Origin of the sequence: Bradyrhizobium guangzhouense, from assembly GCF_004114955.1 — a bacterium.
GTDB lineage: Bacteria > Pseudomonadota > Alphaproteobacteria > Rhizobiales > Xanthobacteraceae > Bradyrhizobium > Bradyrhizobium guangzhouense.
This window is the reverse complement of sequence record NZ_CP030053.1, coordinates 1,287,572-1,305,457: the sequence shown is the minus strand read 5'-3', so window position 1 is coordinate 1,305,457 and position 17,886 is coordinate 1,287,572. Positions and strand designations below refer to the sequence as shown.

Below are 17,886 nucleotides of genomic sequence, written 5' to 3'. Positions count from 1 at the left end.
CGTCCGGTCTGAAATCGTCCTTACGTGCCAGCCTTGCGTGCCTTCTTGCACCCAGAGTTTGCGTCGAACGCGGAGAATTGACCTTGCGTCTGATCAGGTGCCTCGCGCGCATCGCGCTGGGCCTCATGATTCTTGTCGCCGCGTCCCCTGCACGCGCGCTTGACGCTGTCAGCGTCCGCAGCGACGCGCCCGCGATCGACCTCACCGGCGTGCTCGAGCATCAGCGCAGCGACTCTGACCGCATCCAGGTGTCGACCGCGCCCGGCACCGACGGCATCGTCCGCCGCATCGAGGTGCGCGCGCGCGAAGGCGGCCAGAACTGGGTGGTGTTCGCGCTCGCCAACAACACCGACGACCAGCTCGACCGCCTGATCGTCGCCCCTCATTACCGCATCGTCTCGTCGGGGCTGCTCTGGCCCGACCTCGGCCTGTCGCGCATCGCGACCATTACGCCGTCGATCGGCGACCGGCCGGAACGGCAGGAAAGCGCGACCGCGGACGTGTTCCGCATCACGCTCGACCCCGGCGCCGTCGTCACCTTCGTCGCGGAGCTGCGCACCGACAAGCTGCCGCAGCTCTATCTGTGGGAGCCGGATGCCTACAAGGACAAGGTCAACTCGTTCACGCTGTACCAGGGCATCGTGATCGGCATCTCCGGCCTGCTTGCGCTTGTGCTGACCATCCTGTTCGTGGTGAAGGGCAGCATCATGTTCCCCGCCGCGGCGGCGCTGGCCTGGGCGGTACTGGTCTATATCGGCGTCGATTTCGGCTTCTGGGGCAAGGTGCTCGACATGTCGAACAACGCCGAGCGCATCTGGCGCGCGGCGGGTGAAGCGATCTTGGCGGCGACGCTGCTGGTGTTCCTGTTCGCCTATCTCAACCTCAGTCGATGGCATGTGCGCTACTCTCACATCACAGTGGGCTGGCTCGCCTTCCTGGGCTCGCTCGTGGCGCTCGCCCTGTTCGACCCGGCCGTCGCCTCGGGCATCGCGCGTATCTCGCTGGTGCTGATCGCCTTCGCCGGCTTTGCGCTCATCGTCTATCTCTCCACCCACGGTTTTGACCGCGCGGTGCTGCTGATCCCGACCTGGTTCCTCCTGGTGGTCTGGGTGGTCGCGGCCGGCATGACGGTGGCGGGCTCCGTCACCAATGACATCGTCGGCCCTGCCCTGCTCGGCGGCCTGGTGCTGATCGTGATGCTGATCGGCTTCACCGTCATGCAGCACGCATTCGCCGGCGGCGGCGCCACCACCGGCGTCGTCTCCGACATCGAACGGCGCGCGCTGGCCCTGGCCGGTTCCGGCGATCTGATCTGGGACTGGGACGTGTCCGCCGACAAGGTCTTCACCAGCCCCGAGACGGAAGCCTTGCTCGGACTGAAGCGCGGGACACTCGAAGGACCCGCAGCCTCGTGGCTGGAGGTGCTGCATCCGCTCGACCAGGACCGATTCCGCGCCGCGCTCGACAGCGTGCTCGATCAGCGCCGCGGTCGGCTGGTGCAGGATTTCCGCCTGCGCACCCCTGACGGCCATTTCATGTGGTTCGCACTGAAGGCGCGCCCGGTTGTCGGCTCCGACGGTGAAGTCTCGCGCGTGGTCGGCACGCTCACCGATGTCACCGAGCTGCGCAACGCCGAGGAACGCCTGCTGCACGATTCCGTGCACGACAATCTGACCGGCCTGCCCAACCGCAAGCTGTTCATGGACCGGCTCGGCGCGGTGGCGAATTTCGCCAAGACCATGCCGACACTGCGGCCGACGCTGATGGTGATCGACCTCGACCGCTTCAAGCAGGTCAACGATTCCGTCGGGATCGCGGTCGGCGATTCGATCCTGCTGACGCTGGCCCGCCGCCTCACCCGCATCCTGAAGCCGCAGGACACCCTGGCGCGGCTTGCCGGCGACCAGTTCGGTCTGATCCTGCTGTCGGAGCAGGACCCGGCGCGGATCACCAACTTCGCCGAGACCATCCGCAAGACCATCCGCGCCCCGATCGCCTTCAACGACCGCGAGATCTTCCTGACGGCGTCGATCGGCATGGCGCTTTCCGATCCGCAAACGCAATTGACGGACGAGATCATCAAGGACGCCGAGCTTGCGATGTATCATTCCAAGCGCATCGGCGGCGACCGCATCGACGTCTACAAGCCGGCGATGCGCGCGCGGAAGACGGACCGCCTGACGCTGGAGAGCGAGCTGCGCCGCGCCATCGAGCGGCAGGAGCTCACCATCCTGTACCAGCCGATCGTCCGGCTCGAGGATCGCTCGGTCGCCGGCTTCGAGGCGCTGGTGCGCTGGGATCATCCCAAGCTCGGGCGCATGGCGCCGTCGGAATTCATCACCATCGCCGAAGAGACCGGCCTGATCGTCGACCTCGGCATGTTCGTGCTCGACCAGACCGCAAAACAGCTTTCGATCTGGCAGCGCGCGATGCGCTCGCGCGAGCCGATCTTCGCGTCCGTCAACGTGTCCTCGCGACAGCTGCTACGCCATGATTTGATCCACGACATCAGAACCGTGCTGTCGCGATCTTCTGTCGCGCGCGGCACGCTGAAGCTGGAGCTGACGGAATCACTGGTGATGGAGAATCCGGAGCACGCGGCGCAAATGCTGACGCGGATCCGCGAGCTCGGCACCGGGCTGTCGCTCGACGATTTCGGCACCGGCCATTCCTCGCTCGCCTATCTGCAGCGGTTCCCGTTCGACACCATCAAGATCGACCAGTCGTTCGTACGCACCACCAATCGCGGCACGCGGCCGGTGATCCTGAAATCGATCATCGCGCTCGCGCATGATCTCGGCATGGACGTGGTGGCGGAGGGCGCCGAGACCGATTCCGACGCGGTCGAGCTGTATCAATTGGGCTGCGAATACGCGCAGGGCTTTGCCTTCGGCGAGCCGATGGACGCGGATGCCGCGATGCGGCTGCTGACGGAAGTGCGGCTGGAAGCGGCGAGCTGATCTTCTTTTTCCCTCTCCCCTTGTGAGGGTCCGCTCGCAAAGCGAGCGGGGGTGAGGGGTCATCTCCGCGAACGCGGTGCCTCAATTGAATTGCGAGCCCTGCGGACCGAACCCCTCATCCGGCGCTTCGCGCCACCTTCTCCCACAAGGGGAGAAGGGAAGAGCACGCCCAGCCCCTCACCTGCGCCGATCGGTCTTCATCTTCGTGAACCGCACGCTCTGGCCGTCCGGCATCCGCACCGCCTTGAAGCCTGCGGCCAGGCAGGCTTCGCGCTGGGGCATCTGGATGTCGGGGCTGCGCAGGCTGTCCCACCATGAGGCACGGTTGGCCGCGCGCGGCAGGGCTGCGCCGATGATCTCCTCGATCTGCTCGAAGGTCAGCACGAATTCCGCCTGCTTGTGCCGCATCAGATAATCACGTAGCGCGTCGTAGTCGTTCACGTCAGTCCTCTCGTCCGAAGCCCGGATCCCGCGGCCTGCCAGAAATCGCTAGCCGGATAAACCAATCCTTAACTCATCGCGGCAGTGCCGTCGCGGCTTAAACACTACGCAAGATTTCGGGCGCATCCACTAATATCGGGAGCAAAGGATGCTGTCTGGATGGCGCGAAGCCACGGCCCGCCGGCCTTGGCGTATCTCGGCGAAGCTGCTGATCATGACGTCGGTCGTGACGGTGATCGGCTTTTCCGCCATTTGCGTCAACGTCATGCTGGACATGCGCCGCGGCGAGGAGGCGCTGGCCCGCCAGACGCTGGAGAACCTCGCCACCTCGATCGACGCGGACATCAGTCGCAACATCGACATCTACGACCTCTCCCTGAAGGCGGTCGTCAACAACATGCTGCTGCCCGAGATCGCCACGGTCTCGAGGCCGATCCGTCAGCTCATCCTGTTCGATCATGCGACCACGGCGCGGCATTTCGGCGCCATCCAGGTGTTCGATGCCGACGGCAGGCTGACCATCGATGCCTCCACCCTCGATCCGCAAGCGGAGAACCGCGCCGACGAAGAGTATTTCAGGATTCATCGTGACAACCCGGACGTCGGACTGTTCATCAGCCATCCGATGCTGTTCCGCGGTGCCTTTTCGATCGTGCTGAGCCGGCGCATCAGCGATACCGACGGCGGCTTCCTGGGGGTCGTCGCCGGCTCGATCCGCTACACCTATTTCCACGAACTGTTCGAGCGGCTGAGCCTCGACCCCGACGACACCATCACCGTGCTCAAGCGCGACCGCACCATCATGATGCGGCGGCCGTTCGATCTCGACATCATCGGCAAGAATCTGGGAACGCAACAGGACTGGAAGCCCGACAATCTCAGGGCCGGCGGATCCTACGCCGGCAAGGGGCCGGTGGATCCGACGCCGCGTCTCTATGTGCGCAGCAGCGGCTCCGGTCCGTTGTTTGTCGTGGCCGGAAAACCGCTGAGCACGGTGTTCTCGCTATGGCAGCGGGAAGCGCTGCGCATCGGCGCCGTGGTGCTGATGCTGTCCCTGTTCGTGCTCGGCTCGGCCATCGTGCTCGCCCGCGAGATCGGCCGGCGCGCGGATGCCGAAAGCAAGCTCGAGGAGATGGCGACGACCGACGCGCTCACGGGCCTGCGCAACCGCCGCAAGTTCGACCAGGTCATCGACATGGAATGGCGGCGCGCCATGCGCCAGAAGACGCAGGTCGCGCTGCTGATGATCGATGCCGATCACTTCAAGGCCTATAACGACACGTTCGGTCACCAGGCCGGCGACCAGGTGCTGGTCGGCATCGCCATCTGCATCTCGGATTCGGTGCGCCGCGCCGGCGACTGCGCCGCGCGCTATGGCGGCGAGGAGTTCGCCGTGCTGCTGCCGAACATTTCGGCCACCGACGCGTTCAAGATCGCCGAGACCATTCGCGTCAAGGTGCTGGGCTGGTCCGACGGTGGGGCGGGATCGACCGTCTCCTGCGGCGTCGCCAGCCTCGCGCCCACGGCCGGCATGGACTGGGCCGTGCTGGTCGCCGCCGCCGACAAGGCGCTCTACGCCGCAAAGGCCGGCGGGCGGAATCAGTCGGTGGTGGCAAGCCTGCCGCAGCTGTCGCTGGTGGCGTGAGGCATTATGTCGTCCTGGCGATAGATCACGCGGTATGGGTCCTGGCTTTCGCCAGGACGACACCTTGGCCTACTGCCCCAGATATTTCTTCATCTCCGCAATCAGCCCCTCACGCAGCTCGGGGCGCTTGAGCGCGTAGGCGATGTTGGCGCGGAGGAAGCCGGGCTTGGAGCCGCAATCATGGCGCTCGCCCTCGAACTCGACGCCATAGAACTTCTGCGATTTGGCAAGGCCGATCATCGCGTCGGTGAGCTGGATCTCGCCGCCGGAGCCGCGCTCCTGGGTCTCCAGGATCTTGAAGATCTCGGGCTGGAGAATGTAGCGGCCGGTGATCGAAAGGTTGGAGGGCGCCGTGCCCTTGGCCGGCTTCTCGACCATGCCGTCGACCTCGAACATCTTGCCGGTGCGTTTTCCGACGCCGCAGATGCCGTATTGATGGGTGAGATGGTCCGGCACCGCCTCGACCGCGATCAGGTTCGACTTCTCGCCGAGCGTCGATGCCGTGTCGATCATCTGCTTCAGACAGCCCGGCGAATTGAGCACGAGCTCGTCGGGCAGCACCACCGCGAACGGCTCGTTGCCGACGATGTCGCGTGCGCACCAGACCGCATGGCCGAGGCCGAGCGGCGCCTGCTGGCGTGTGAAGCTGACGGCACCGGCTTCCGGCTGGTTCTGCGCCAGTATCTCCTGCTCGGCCTTCTTGCCGCGCTGGCTGAGTGTCGTGTCGAGCTCGAACATTCTGTCGAAATGATCTTCGATGACGTTCTTGTTGCGGCCGGTGACGAAGATGAAGTGCTCGATGCCGGCTTCCCGCGCCTCGTCATAGACGTACTGGATCAGCGGCTTGTCGACGATGGTGAGCATTTCCTTCGGCATCGCCTTGGTGGCGGGCAGGACGCGGGTGCCGAGGCCGGCGACGGGAAATACGGCTTTGCGGATTTTCATGGGATTGATCGAATACCTTGGGGCGCAGGTGAAAGAAGCAATGGCTTCTTGCTAGCGGTTTTGCAGCCGGTAACAAAGGCGGATGTTGGGCTCCGTTTCAGAGAATTTGCGAAAAAGGTGACCAGCAAAAATTCACCTTTGTTAAGATATTGGCAACCGTAACGAGGCCTCCTGATGGCGGATTTTCGGCCGGATGGACGGGATATGAGGCAATCGGTGGCAGGCTTGGCAAAACGCGGCGGATCTCTGGCGAACGCAACAATGATTGCGGTCGCGCTGCTGTTCCCTGTGTCTGCGGAAGCTCAGACGCAAAACGGCCTGTCGAACCTGTTCGGCGGTATTTTCTCCGGCTCGGGCGCGGCACCGTCGCAGCCCGCCCCGGCCCCTGGGGGGGCCCTGCCCTGGAGTGGCGAGGACGGCGCGTCCGGCCATCCGCTGATGACGGCGGCTGCGATCCGCGAGGCGGCCGGCAATTTCGACAATTGCGTTGCGGGGATGTGGCCGGACGCCGCACGGCGCGGCATCACGCAGGAGAATTTTCAGCGCTTCACAGCTGGGCTTACGCCCGACCTGCGCATCATGGACCTGATGGATTCGCAGCCGGAATTCTCCAAGTCGATCTGGGACTATCTCGACATCCTCGTGAACGACAACCGCCTCGCCAGGGGCAAGGAAATCCTCGCCCAATACAAGGCGCAGTTCGACGCGACCGAAAAGGCCTATGGCGTCGACCGCTATATCATCGCGGCCATCTGGGGCATCGAGTCCAACTATTCGACGCAGATGGGCGACCGCAGCGTTTTGCAATCGACCGCGACTCTCGCCTGCATCGGCCGCCGCCAGGGCTATTTCAAGGACGAGTTCCTCTCGGCACTGGAGATCCTCAACCGCGGCGATCTCAGGCCCGAGCAGATGCGCGGCTCCTGGGCCGGCGCCTTCGGCCCGACCCAGTTCATGCCGACCGCCTTCAAGCGTTTTGCCGTGGACGGCGACGGCGACGGAAGGCGCGACGTCGTCGACAACCCGACCGATCTGATCGCCTCGACTGCAAACAACCTGAAGAAAGACGGCTGGCAGAGCGGCCAAACCTGGGGCTTCGAGGTCGTGGTGCCCGAGGGATTCAACTACATGCTGGCCGACCGCGCCAAGATGATGTCGATCGCGCAGTGGGAGAAACTCGGGCTCAAGCGGGCCACGGGCCAGCCGTTCCCGCATCCGGCGGAGAAAGCCTATCTGCTGGCGCCCGCCGGCGCGCAGGGTCCGGGCTTCCTGATGCTGCAGAACTTCCGTGTCATCATGAAGTACAATCCCGCCGAGGCCTATGCGCTGGCGATCGGCCATTTCGCCGACCGCCTGCGCGGCGGCCAGCCCTTCGTGCAGCCCTGGCCGCGGCAGGAGCGGGAGCTATCGAAGAGTGAACGACTGGAACTTCAGCAGCTGCTGGCCCAGCGCGGCTTCTACAAGGGCACCCCGGACGGCCAGTTCGGCGGCCAGACCCGGGATGCCCTGCGCAACTTCCAGGTCTCGATCGGGCTCCCTGCCGACGGATTTGCCACCTCCGACGTGTTGGACCGGCTGCGCGGGCGGTAAAAACGGCCTGAAAGTAACCCTGAGCGGCGATTTCGGCTGATCGGCGGTGTATTCCCTCAGGAATCTGCAAGAGAATTTGCCCGTTTGGCGCCCGATTCCGTTATTATATCGACCTATCTCCAAACCCCGTTGCGCGCGCCCGAGATCGCATGTCGAAGCCAAAATCGTTTTTCAAGGCGCTGACCGAGACCGGCCCGCTGATCGCGCTGGGGACGGCGCTTGCGATTTTGGTGTCGGTCGCGGGACCAGCCTCCGCGCAGTTCTTCAACTTCCCCGGCTTCGGCGGGCCGCCGCAGCGATCGGCGCCGCCGCCGCATCGTGGTGGCGGCTGGTTCGGCGGTGATTTCTTCGCACCCTTCCAGCAGCAGCAGCCGCAGGCTCCGCGCCAGGATTATTCGCGCGCGCCCGCCCCCGCCAAGCGCGACACCATTGCCGACAAGAACGTGCTGGTGATCGGCGATGCCATGGCCGACTGGCTCGCCTATGGCCTGGAAGACGCCTACACCGAGCAGCCCGACATGGGCGTGATCCGCAAGCACAGGACCACGTCCGGCCTGATCAGATATCAGCCGAAGGGCGAGCCCTCGGACTGGGCCGCGGCCGCAAAGGGTATCCTGGAGACCGAGAAGCCTGACGTCATCGTCGTGATGCTCGGCCTCAACGACCGCATTTCGATCCGCGAGCCTGTCGCCGACAAGCCGGCAGATAAGGACAAGAAGAACGACAAGGGCGCGCGCGCCAAGCCGCAAGGAAAAAATGACGGCAAACCGGGTGAGGCGAAGCCCGGCGAGACCAAATCCGACACCGCTGCAAAGCCCGACGACAAGCCTGTCGACACCGACCTGCCGCAGGACGACGCCGATAACGCGGACACACCCGCAGCCCCGCCTGAAAAGGCCGCGCGCAATCCAAACGGCGTCTACGAATTCCGCGACGACCGCTGGGTTGAGCTCTACAGCAAGAAGATCGAGGAACTTGCGGGCGTCCTGAAGGCCAAGGGCGTGCCGGTGCTCTGGGTCGGCCTGCCTGCGATCCGCGGACCTAAGGGCACTGCGGACATGCTGTTCCTGGATTCGCTCTATCGCGAAGGCGCGGCCAAGGCCGGCATCACCTATGTCGACGTCTGGGACGGCTTTGTCGACGAGGCCGGCCGCTTCCTGCAGAAGGGCCCTGACTTCGAAGGCCAGATCCGTCAGCTGCGCAGCGGCGACGGCGTCTATTTCACCAAGCCCGGCGCGCGCAAGCTCGCACACTATGTCGAGCGCGAGATCACGCGTCTCCTCGCCGGCCGCTCCGGTCCCATCGCTCTGCCAAGCGAACCGGCGACGCCCGACACCAATGCCGAGCCCGGCAAGCCGCCGCCGCGGCCGCTCGCCGGCCCGATCGTGCCGCTGGTTGCGGCCTCGATCTCGACCGATCAATTGCTGGGTGGACCCGGCACGCGTCCCGCCGCGGTCGATGCGCTTGCGGCGCGGACGCTGGTGAAGGGCGAGCCGCTGGCCGCGCCCGCGGGCCGTGCGGATGATTATTCCTGGCCGCGCCGAGAGGTCGGCCGCGAGCAGGCCAAGGGCGATACGCCTGTTGCGGCGACCACGCCCGACGGCGGTGCTGCGGCGCCCGGAGCGCCCGGTACGCCTGGTGCAGCCGCTGCGATCGCGCCTCCCAGGCCGCCCGCGCCGAAGAAGCCGACGCCGCCGCAGCAGCCGGCGCAGGCAACCCCGTCGCTGCGCGATTTCTTCGGCTTCGGCTCGCCGCAACCCGCGCCGCGTCAACTGGCGCCGCCGCGCAACCCGAATCCTGCGATTCCGCGCCCGCCCGGCAATGTCGGACGTTCGGCGGAAGTGGTTCGGTAGTTGCGGTCATTCCGGGGCGCGCCTCTTGGCGCGAACCCGGAATCCATTAAGCGGTATTAACGGTGGCACGATGGATTCCGGGCTCGCGCCACGCGCGCCCCGGAATGACGCGTAGCTCAGCCGTAATAGCGCCAGCGCGGCGGCGGGCGACGTGCGGGGCGCGACATCAGAAGCGCGAGCGCGAAGCCGATGCCGCCGGCCACCAGCAGTGCACCGAGCGGATTGTCCTGCACCTTCTTTGACAGCGCCTGCGATCCATCGCGCAGCGTCTCGCCGCTATTGTCATACGCATCCTTGGCGTAGCTCGTGGCGGTGTCCGCCGCGTCGCGCACGGCGTCCTTGGCCTGGCCGTAGAGATTCTGCACGGTGCCGGCGGCTTCGCGCGCCTTGCCCGACGCCTGTGTCTGTGCGTCGCCTGCGAGATCGCCGACGGCGCCTTCTGCCCGTCCAGCGAATTCCTTGGCCGATCCGACGATCCTGTCCTTGTCCATGATGCTCCTCCTCCGGGGTCTGCCCAAGTAACCGATCAGGAGCAACGCAGTTCCACGGCTGCTGAGAGTTTGGCCTAGAGAATGAGCCCGCCATCGACCACGAGCGTCTGTCCAATCATGTACGACGACAGCGGCGAGGCCAGGAACAGGGCCGCACCGGCCATGTCGGCCGGCGTGCCCAATCGCCGCAGTGGAATCCGTGATAATGCACCTTCGAGCCGCTTGGGATTGTCGGTCGTCACCTTCGTCATCTTGGTGTCGACGAGACCGGGCGCGATACCGTTGACGCGGATGCCGTCCTCGGCCCACGCCTCGCCCAAGGTCCGCGTCAAGCCGACCGCGCCGGTCTTCGAGGCGTTATAGGCGGGATTGCCCATGGTGGAATGATAGGCCGCGGTCGAGGAGACCATGATCAACACGCCCTTCGAATCCCGCAACATGGAATGAAACCGCGTTGCGCACGCCATCAAGCTCATCAGATTGACTTCGACGACCTTGCGGAAGCCCGCCATCTCGAACTCGCCGCGGCGATAGATCACCGCGCCCTGCGCGAGCACGAGAATATCCAGCCGGTCGAACGACGGCTTGAACGCCTCGACCGCACCGGTGCTGCTGACATCGAGCTGTGAATACGCGAGACCGGTGAGATCGGAGCCCTCCTCGACCGAATATTCCGCTGCACGCACGCGCGTGCCAGATACCGCAACGCTAGCGCCTCGGGCGCGAAAGGCTTGCGCGATGCCGTTGCCGATACCGCTGGAACCACCGACGACCAACATCTGCTTGCCGGAGAAATCGAGCTCGTTCGCCATTGCGGCCTCCCCTTTTGTTTTTGCTTGTTTGACCTGTCTGCGGATCGATGCCAGCCTTGTCCATCTCATCACGAGAAACAAGAGCCACGAGGAAACAGCATGTCCGAATTCAAAGAGCTCAGCCGCTCCGTGAAGGGCCTGACGGTTCTCGTCACCGGCGCCGCCAGCGGCATGGGCCGCGCCACTGCTCGCGTGTTCGCGACCGAAGGCGCCAACGTCGCCGTCACCGATCATGACGAACAAGGTGCGAACGCAGTTGCCAAGGAGATCGCGGTAAGCGGCGGCTCGGCGAAATCGTGGAAACTCGACGTCGCCGACGGCGGCGAGATCAAGCGCGTGGTTGGCGATGTCGCCGCGCATTTCGGTGGGCTCGACATCGTCGTCAACAATGCCGGCATCTCAGTGCGCGTCGCGATCGACGACGAAGCTTATGAAGACGCCTGGGCCAAGGGCATCGCGGTGATGCTGACGGCGCATCCGCGCATCATCCGCGCAGCCCTGCCTCACCTGCGCAAATCGAAGTCGGCGCGCATCGTCAACATCGCCTCGACGGAAGCGCTCGGCGCCACCGCGCTGCACAGCCCCTATTCCGCAGCGAAGGGCGGTGTCGCCAGCCTGACGCGCTCGCTCGCGGTCGAGCTCGGCCGCGAGGGCATCACCGTCAATTGCATCTGCCCGGGCCCGATCCGCACCGCCATCACCGACCGCATTTCCGAGGAGCACAAGACCATCTACGCCAAGCGCCGCACCGCCCTCGGCCGCTACGGGGACCCCGAAGAAGTCGCGCATATGACCCTGAGCCTGTGCCTGCCGGCGTCATCTTTTCTCACCGGTGCGGTGATCCCCGTCGACGGCGGGCTGATGGCACGCAACGCGTGAGAGCCATGCGCGCCGGGCGTTGACAACCTTTGTTACGAGAGTAGCTTTTTCACCGACAGAGCGGGACCAACCGCTCGCAATTCGTGGGAGAGAACGCCATGACGATCGCCATCCGGCAGCTTCAGACGCATTTTGTCGGCGAGGTTTCCGGCCTCGACCTGCGAAATCCGCTCTCGCCGGATGAGGCCCGCGAGATCGAGTCCGCCATGGACACATACGCGGTGCTCGTCTTCCACGACCAGGACATCAGCGACGAGCAGCAGATGGCCTTTGCGCTGAATTTCGGTCAGCGCGAGGATGCGCGCGGCGGCAACATCACCAAGGCCAGCGAACACCGCCTCAACTCGGGCTTGAACGACGTTTCGAACCTGGGCAAGGACGGCAAGCCGCTCGCCAGGGACAGCCGCGCCAATCTGTTCAACCTCGGCAACTGCCTGTGGCACTCCGACAGCTCGTTCCGCCCGATCCCGGCGAAGTTCTCGCTGCTGTCGGCGCGCGTGGTGAACCCGAAGGGCGGCAACACCGAATTCGCCGACATGCGCGCGGCCTATGACGCGCTCGACGACGAGACCAAGGCGGAGATCGAGGACCTCGTCTGCGAGCACTCGCTGATGTATTCGCGGGGATCGCTCGGCTTCACCGAATATACCGACGAGGAAAAGGCGATGTTCAAGCCGGTGCTGCAGCGGCTGGTGCGGACCCATCCCGTGCACCGCCGCAAATCGCTCTATCTGTCATCGCATGCCGGCAAGGTGGTCGGCATGAGCATGCCGGAAGGACGCCTGCTGCTGCGCGATCTCAATGAGCATGCGACGCAAGCCGAGTTCGTTTACGTCCACAAATGGAAGCTGCATGACCTCGTGATGTGGGACAATCGCCAGACCATGCACCGCGTCCGCCGCTACGACCAGTCGCAACCCCGCGACATGCGCCGCGCGACGGTGGCGGGGACCGAGCCGACGGTGCAACAGCAGGCGGCGGAGTAAGCGCTACTCAGCAACCGCTGTCATCGCCCGGCTGGACCGGGCGATCCAGTAGTCCGTGACGGTCGTGATTCAATCGATAGGCCGCGGCGTACTGGATGCGCCGGTCCAGCCGGGGCATCCAGCGGAAGGTGACGCGCGACTCCAAAGTCGCCCCACCAGCTACGCGTGCCCGGCCTCGTTCGACAGCATGCCGGGATCGATGCCGATCTTGCGCAGCGCGCGGCCGTATTTCTCGTCGACGTCGTCGCCGAAGATCAGGTCCGCATCCGCGTCGCAATGCAACCACCCGTTGCCCTGAATCTCGGTCTCGAGCTGCCCGGGTCCCCAGCCGGCGTAGCCAAGCGCGAGGATGGCGTGCTTGGGGCCGGAGCCGTTGGCGATCGCGCGCAGGATGTCGACCGTCGCGGTAAGGCAGACGCCGTCGTCGATCCGCAGCGTCGCATTCTCGATGTAGAAATCGCTGGAATGCAGCACGAAGCCGCGGCCGGTGTCGACCGGCCCGCCACGCAGCACCTTCATGCTTTCGGCATTTTCAGGCAGCTTGATGTGTTCGCCCTTCTTGACGATGCCGAGCTGCTCCAACAATTCGGGAAAGTCGATGCTGCCCGCCGGATGATTAACGATGATGCCCATCGCGCCCTCGGCGGAATGAGCGCAGAGATAGATCACCGAGCGCTCGAAACGTGAGTCGCCCATCACGGGCATCGCGATCAGGAGCCGGCCGTCGAGGTAAACGGCGGAATTGGGGAGCCTGGGGCCTGCGCCGCGGGTGCTTTCGCCCGTCCTCTTGCCTGTGGGAGCCATCGGTAAAGCACTCCGGTTTGAATTCCTATCCTGATGTCGGGCCGCCCTGCTGTCAAATCAAGGCTTGCAGAGATAGGATTCGAGTGCATCCATCACAAGCAATTCAATGGTTTGACGAGGGGTGACCCTGTAAAGACGTGCCATGCTGACAAGAGTTCCCCTGCATGCGGCGATCGGCGTCGCGACAACCTTGCTTGCGTCGTCGTTGGCGCTGGCCGCCCATGCCGACGATGCGTCGCCGTGGCAGCGCGACGGACATTCCGCAGTGCGCCTGCTTGCGGGATCGCGCAGTGGTACGGTGCTGCTCGGCGGTATCGCCGTCCAGCTCGAACCCGGCTGGAAGACCTACTGGCGCATGCCGGGCGATTCGGGCGTTCCGCCACGGTTCGACTTCTCCAAGTCGGACAATGTCGAAGCAGTGACCGTGATGTGGCCGGCGCCGCTCAAATTCGACGATGGCGCGGGCGGCCATTCGATCGGCTATCACGACCAGATCGTGCTGCCCTTGCGCATCGTCGCCAAGGCGGTCGACAAGCCGGTGACGCTGCGCGCCGAGATCAACTACGCGGTCTGCGAAAAGCTCTGCATTCCCGTCGAGGCCAATGTCGAGCTCGGCTTCAACAACGTCGCATCGACTGAAGACGGCAATTTGCGCGCAGCACTCGATACCGTGCCGAAGCCGGCCAATATCGGCGACCCCAATCCGCTGACGATCCGCGACGTCAAGCGCGACGGGCCCAAGAACGTGGTGGTCGATGTCGTCGCCCCCGAGGGCAGCAAGGTCAATCTGTTCGTGGAAGGGCCGACGCCGGAGTGGTCGCTGCCGATTCCCGATGCGGTCGAACACAGTCCGCCCGGGGTGCAGCGATTTTCCTTCGAGCTCGACGGATTGCCGCCGGGCGTCAAGCCTGATGGCGCTGCGCTGAAATTCACGCTGGTGGGGCCGGACAAGTCGTACGAGTTCAATACGAATTTGGAGTGAGGCGAAGCTGTCGCTCTGCTCTCAGCTGTCGTCCCGGACAAGCGCGCTTCAGCGCGCGCAGATCCGGGAGCCATACGCCGCAGCAACAGCGCAGAGTGGCGCCGCAGCGTGCCCACCCAACCGAATCTTAACGAATGGTTGCTAAGTCCGGACGCTGCCGCGACATGCGAACGCCTGGGGATCTCGACTTGGCCGTGATGGATGCAGAACCCGCAACGACCGGACCGGCCGGGCTGATCGCACGGCTGCGCGGAAAACTGACGGGCGGCTCGAGCGAAGCATCGCTGACGCGGCGGCTCGCCGGCACCATTTTCATCATTCGCGTCATCAGCGCGGGCCTCGCCTATTTTTCGCAGGTGCTGCTGGCGCGCTGGATGGGGACGTCCGATTACGGCATCTATGTCTATGTCTGGACCTGGGTGTTGCTGCTCGGCAGCATGATGGATTTCGGCATCTCCGCCTCCGCGCAAAAGATCATTCCGGAATACCGCGCCAGCGGCGATCATGCGCTGTTGCGCGGCTTTCTGTCCGGCAGCCGCTGGCTGACCTTCGCGGTTTCCATGCTGGTCTCGCTGGCGCTTGCCGGCATCGTCAGACTGCTGTCGCCCTGGATCGATCCGGCCGAGGAGCTGCCGCTCTATATCGGCTGCATGACGCTGCCAGCCTTCGTCGTCGCCAACACCCAGGATGGCATCGCGCGCTCGCATGACTGGATGCAGCTCGGCCTGATGCCGCAATTCATCATCCGCCAGGCGCTGATCATCGGCATCACGGCCGGCGCGTTCCTGCTCGGCTATCGTCTCGGCGCCGTCGCGGCGATGCTGGCGAGCGCGGGCGCGGTGTGGATCGCGATGACCGGGCAGATGGTGGTGCTGAACCGCAGGCTCGCCGATCACATCGCGCCGGGGCCCAGGGCCTATGACATCGGCGGCTGGCTCGCGATCTCGCTGCCGATTCTCCTGGTCGAGAGCTTTTACCTGCTGCTCTCCTACACCGACGTGCTGGTGCTGCAACAGTTCCGCCCGTCCGACGAGGTCGGCGTCTATTTTGCCGTCGTGAAGACGCTGGCCCTGGTGTCGTTCATTCACTATGCGATGTCGGCAACCACGGCGCATCGTTTCGCCGAATACAACGCCAGCGGCGACAAGGCGCGCCTGTCAGCCTATGTCACGCATGCCATCGTCTGGACGTTCTGGCCGTCGCTGGCGGCAACCATCGTGCTGCTCGCCCTCGGCAAGCCGCTGCTCTGGCTGTTCGGACCGCAATTCGTTGTCGGCTACGACATCATGTTCGTCGCCGCTGTAGGCCTCGTGGTGCGCGCCGCGATCGGTCCCGTGGAGCGGCTGCTCAACATGCTCGGCCAGCAGAAGATCTGCGCGCTCGCCTATGCGCTGGCATTCGTCATGAACGTCGTGCTCTGCATCGCGCTGGTGCCGCGCTTCGGCGGTCACGGCGCCGCGGCCGCGACCTCGATCTCGCTCACCTTCGAGACAGTGCTGCTGTTTTGGATCGTGCGGCAGCGGCTGGGGCTGCACGTGCTCGCGTTTGGTAAATAGGCACGATGCACGCCCGCTTGGGCGTTGCTCCGGGGACGACTGTTTCCAGATGAGCGCGCGAAACAGGCGAAACCTCTCTCCATGGCCAGTCCGCAGCACAATTTTTCTTATTCTGTCCAACAGGTTGCGTCGCGGGGAAAGTTTATCCTACGTCATATTGCCCAACTGACGAGATAAACCTAGATTCGCTTAGCCATGATTGATCCGCTTTACGTCGCTTCCGGTTTCGGCGTCGGCCTGCTTGTCGGGCTGACCGGCGTGGGAGGCGGCTCATTGATGACGCCGCTCCTGATCCTGCTGTTCGGCATCCATCCGACCACGGCCGTCGGCACCGACCTGCTCTACGCCGCCGCCACCAAGACCGGCGGCAGCGTGGTGCATGGTTGGTCGCGCAGCGTCCATTGGCGCGCGGTACTGCGGCTGGCCTGCGGCAGCATTCCGGCAAGCGCGCTGACGCTGCTGGTGCTGTGGAAGCTGGATCTTCGAAGCGACATCGAGCGCAACCTGGTCAATCTGGTTCTGTGCTTCGCGCTGATCCTCACCGCGACATCGCTGATCTTCCGCAAGTCGATCATGGAGCGCTATCGCCGCCGCATGGAGCAGCTCGACGAGCGCACCACACTGATGGCGACCGTGATCACGGGCATCGTGCTCGGCGTGCTGGTCTCGATCTCGTCGGTCGGCGCCGGTGCTGTCGGCGTGACGGTGCTGCTGTTGCTCTACCCGCGCCTGCCGATGGCAACCATCGTCGGCTCCGACATCGCGCATGCGGTTCCGCTGACGCTGGTCGCGGGCATCGGACACTGGATGCTAGGCTCGGTCGATTGGGGTCTGATGGGCGTGCTGCTGCTGGGCTCGCTGCCCGGCATCATCATCGGCAGCTACAGCGCGACGCGCGTTCCCGAGACGGTGCTGCGCGTGGCGCTGGCCAGCGTCCTCGTCGTGGTCGCCAGCAAGATCATGTTCGCGGAGCTGAACCTGCAATCCGCGATCGTGACGGCGCTGGCCTGGAGCCATTGAAGCGGGAAGCGGTGCCCCATACGGGGTATCGGAGAGTGGATTAGCCAAAGGCGTAATCCACCATCTCTGCCTCTGTGGAAATAGAAGAGGTGGGTTACGGCTTCGCCTAACCCACCCTAGGGCATCGCGCCGTTACTCCGCGGTCCAGCCGCCGTCGATCGAGAGGTTCGTACCCGTGATCTGCGCGGCATCGTCGCTGCACAGAAACAGCGCAAGGGCTGCCACCTGCTCGGAGGTCACGAACTCCTTGGTCGGCTGCGCGTCGAGCAGCACATCGTTGATGACCTGCTCGCGCGTGAGGTTGCGGGCCTTCATCGTATCCGGGATCTGCTTCTCCACCAGCGGCGTCCAGACATAGCCGGGGCTGATGCAGTTGCAGGTGATCTTGCTGGTTGCGACCTCCAGCGCCACGGTCTTGGTCAGGCCGGCGATGCCGTGCTTGGCCGAGACGTATGCCGACTTGAAGGGCGAAGCGACCAGCGAATGGGCCGAGGCGGTGTTGATGATGCGGCCCCAGCCCTTCTTCTTCATGCCGGGCACGGCGGCGCGGATGGCGTGGAAGGCCGAGGACAGGTTGATCGCGATGATCTGGTCCCACTTCTCCGGCGGGAACTCCTCGATCGGCGAGACGAACTGGATGCCGGCATTGTTGACGAGGATGTCGACCGAGCCGAACGACTTTTCACCGAACGCGATCATCCCGGCGATCTCGGCCGGCTTGGTCATGTCGGCGGGCGAGTAGACGGCCTTCACGCCGAAATCGGATTCGATTTTCGCGCGCTCCTTCTCGATGTCCTCGGGCGAGCCGAAGCCGTTGATGACGACATTGGCGCCGGCAGCGGCAAACGCGCGCGCATAAGCAAGGCCAATGCCGCTGGTCGAACCGGTCACGACGGCGTTCTTGCCTGAGAGAGTACCCATC

Annotated in this window: 15 protein-coding genes; 9 read left to right on the top strand and 6 right to left on the bottom strand. The window is 64.7% G+C overall.

Features of this window, described 5'->3' with window-relative positions:
* Positions 1 to 83: 83 nt before the first annotated feature.
* Positions 84 to 2,960: an EAL domain-containing protein gene (locus XH91_RS06360; RefSeq protein WP_164933616.1), complete on the top strand. Its 2,877-nt coding sequence runs from the start codon at positions 84 to 86 to the stop codon at positions 2,958 to 2,960.
* Between the two features lie 177 nt (positions 2,961 to 3,137).
* Here XH91_RS06360 and XH91_RS06355 read toward each other — a convergent pair whose 3' ends face one another.
* Entirely contained in the window at positions 3,138 to 3,401 is a 264-nt protein-coding gene (locus tag XH91_RS06355; protein ID WP_128960720.1) for a DUF7662 domain-containing protein, read from the bottom strand.
* Positions 3,402 to 3,549: 148 nt separating this feature from the next.
* On the opposite strand from XH91_RS06355, the gene XH91_RS06350 reads away from it, so the two are divergent.
* On the top strand, positions 3,550 to 5,046 hold the full coding sequence (locus tag XH91_RS06350) for a GGDEF domain-containing protein (protein WP_128949783.1): 1,497 nt from the start codon (positions 3,550 to 3,552) through the stop codon (positions 5,044 to 5,046).
* A gap of 69 nt (positions 5,047 to 5,115) precedes the next feature.
* Here the strand turns inward: XH91_RS06350 and XH91_RS06345 are convergent, their stop codons facing one another.
* Positions 5,116 to 5,991, bottom strand: coding sequence for a UTP--glucose-1-phosphate uridylyltransferase (locus tag XH91_RS06345; protein ID WP_128949782.1), 876 nt, complete (start codon positions 5,989 to 5,991; stop codon positions 5,116 to 5,118).
* A gap of 204 nt (positions 5,992 to 6,195) precedes the next feature.
* Between XH91_RS06345 and XH91_RS06340 the strand changes: the two genes are divergently transcribed.
* Together XH91_RS06340 and XH91_RS06335 are read left to right on the top strand one after the other, a co-directional pair.
* Positions 6,196 to 7,581, top strand: a complete 1,386-nt coding sequence (locus XH91_RS06340; protein ID WP_206733478.1) for a lytic murein transglycosylase — start codon at positions 6,196 to 6,198, stop codon at positions 7,579 to 7,581.
* A gap of 149 nt (positions 7,582 to 7,730) precedes the next feature.
* Positions 7,731 to 9,434, top strand: coding sequence for an SGNH/GDSL hydrolase family protein (locus XH91_RS06335; protein ID WP_128949781.1), 1,704 nt, complete (start codon positions 7,731 to 7,733; stop codon positions 9,432 to 9,434).
* 116 nt (positions 9,435 to 9,550) lie between these two features.
* On the opposite strand, the gene XH91_RS06330 is transcribed toward XH91_RS06335, so the two are convergent.
* The gene (locus tag XH91_RS06330; protein ID WP_128949780.1) at positions 9,551 to 9,925 is read right to left on the bottom strand and encodes a CsbD family protein; all 375 of its coding nucleotides are present in this window, start codon (positions 9,923 to 9,925) and stop codon (positions 9,551 to 9,553) included.
* A 74-nt stretch (positions 9,926 to 9,999) separates the two neighbouring features.
* Positions 10,000 to 10,737 carry an SDR family NAD(P)-dependent oxidoreductase gene (locus tag XH91_RS06325; protein WP_128949779.1) on the bottom strand — a complete coding sequence of 246 codons (738 nt, stop codon included), beginning with the start codon at positions 10,735 to 10,737 and terminating at the stop codon, positions 10,000 to 10,002.
* A gap of 99 nt (positions 10,738 to 10,836) precedes the next feature.
* Between XH91_RS06325 and XH91_RS06320 the strand changes: the two genes are divergently transcribed.
* A complete protein-coding gene (locus tag XH91_RS06320) occupies positions 10,837 to 11,616 on the top strand; it encodes an SDR family NAD(P)-dependent oxidoreductase (RefSeq protein ID WP_164933617.1) in 780 nt (259 codons plus the stop codon).
* Positions 11,617 to 11,714: 98 nt separating this feature from the next.
* Positions 11,715 to 12,602, top strand: a complete 888-nt coding sequence (locus tag XH91_RS06315; RefSeq protein ID WP_128949778.1) for a TauD/TfdA dioxygenase family protein — start codon at positions 11,715 to 11,717, stop codon at positions 12,600 to 12,602.
* Between the two features lie 159 nt (positions 12,603 to 12,761).
* Here the strand turns inward: XH91_RS06315 and XH91_RS06310 are convergent, their stop codons facing one another.
* Positions 12,762 to 13,406, bottom strand: a complete 645-nt coding sequence (locus XH91_RS06310) for a YqgE/AlgH family protein (protein WP_128949777.1) — start codon at positions 13,404 to 13,406, stop codon at positions 12,762 to 12,764.
* Between the two features lie 142 nt (positions 13,407 to 13,548).
* Here XH91_RS06310 and XH91_RS06305 point away from each other — a divergent pair, with 142 nt between their 5' ends.
* The 3 genes from XH91_RS06305 (at position 13,549) to XH91_RS06295 (ending at position 16,964) form a co-directional block, all read left to right on the top strand.
* Positions 13,549 to 14,388, top strand: a complete 840-nt coding sequence (locus XH91_RS06305; RefSeq protein ID WP_128949776.1) for a protein-disulfide reductase DsbD domain-containing protein — start codon at positions 13,549 to 13,551, stop codon at positions 14,386 to 14,388.
* Between the two features lie 188 nt (positions 14,389 to 14,576).
* Positions 14,577 to 15,944 carry an oligosaccharide flippase family protein gene (locus XH91_RS06300; RefSeq protein ID WP_164933643.1) on the top strand — a complete coding sequence of 456 codons (1,368 nt, stop codon included), beginning with the start codon at positions 14,577 to 14,579 and terminating at the stop codon, positions 15,942 to 15,944.
* 195 nt (positions 15,945 to 16,139) lie between these two features.
* Positions 16,140 to 16,964, top strand: a complete 825-nt coding sequence (locus tag XH91_RS06295; RefSeq protein WP_128949774.1) for a sulfite exporter TauE/SafE family protein — start codon at positions 16,140 to 16,142, stop codon at positions 16,962 to 16,964.
* Between the two features lie 132 nt (positions 16,965 to 17,096).
* Here the strand turns inward: XH91_RS06295 and XH91_RS06290 are convergent, their stop codons facing one another.
* On the bottom strand, positions 17,097 to 17,885 hold the full coding sequence (locus tag XH91_RS06290) for a 3-hydroxybutyrate dehydrogenase (RefSeq protein WP_128949773.1): 789 nt from the start codon (positions 17,883 to 17,885) through the stop codon (positions 17,097 to 17,099).
* Position 17,886 lies beyond the last annotated feature (1 nt).